1 protein-coding gene is annotated in these 1025 nt (G+C 71.4%); it reads left to right on the top strand.

Features of this window, described 5'->3' with window-relative positions; genetic code table 11:
- Window positions 1–1025: condensation domain-containing protein (locus tag ACWCXH_RS40005; RefSeq protein WP_449806433.1), on the top strand; the 1025-nt coding region annotated here is incomplete at both ends.

Raw genomic sequence — 1025 nt, 5'->3', positions numbered from 1 at the left:
GTGGAGTACTGGCGCACGGCCCTCGCCGGACTGCCCGAGGAACTCCCGCTGCCCACCGACCGGCCCCGCCCGGCCCGGATGAGCTACCGCGGCGAGACGGTTCCGTTCGGCGTCTGTGCCGACCTGCGCTCGCGGCTCGACGAGTTGGCCCGCGAGAGCGGCGCCAGCCTCTTCATGGTCGTCCAGGCCGCGCTCGCGACGATGCTGCACCGCCTCGGCGGCGGCGAGGACATCCCGCTCGGCTCGCCGATCGCCGGCCGCACGGACGAGTCGCTCGACGACCTCGTGGGCTTCTTCATCAACACCCTGGTGCTGCGCAACGACCTCTCGGGACAGCCGAGCTTCCGCGAACTGCTCGGCCGCGTACGGGAGACGGCCCTGGCGGCGTACGCCCACCAGGACGTGCCGTTCGAGCGCCTCGTCGAGGCGATCAACCCGGAGCGCTCGATGGCGCGCCACCCGCTGTTCCAGGTCTCCTTCCAGCTGCAGAACATCCCCTCGGACCGGCTGGTGCTGCCCGGCGTGGACGTCGACACGCAGCCGATCCGGCTGGACACGGCGAAGTTCGACCTCTCGTTCACGCTCGCGGAGTCGGAGGACGGGCTGGCGGGCAGCGTCGAGTACGCCGTCGACCTCTTCGACCGCGCAACGGCGCAGGCACTGGGCGCCCGGCTCGTCACCGTGCTGGAAGCCGTCGCGGCCGACCCGGACCTCAAGGTCGGCGACATCGACGTCCTGACCGACGAGGAGCGCGCACTCGTCCTCGGCGAATGGGCCGGCCAGACTGCACAGCTGGCACCGGCCACCTTCCACGGCCTCTTCGAGACCGCCGCCGACACCACACCTACCGCGCCCGCCATCGCGAGTGGCGACCTCGTACTCTCCTACGCCCAGGTGGAGGAACGCGCCAACCGGCTCGCCCACTGGCTGCGCGCCCAAGGCGTCGGCACGGAAAGCATCGTCGCCCTCCTGCTCCCACGCTCCGTCGACATCGTCATCGCCCAACTCGCCGTCCTCAAGGCCGG

It is taken from the genome of Kitasatospora sp. NPDC001660 (assembly GCF_053596725.1).
Note: the sequence above shows the minus strand (reverse complement) of the source record. Positions and strands in the feature narration are given on the sequence as shown.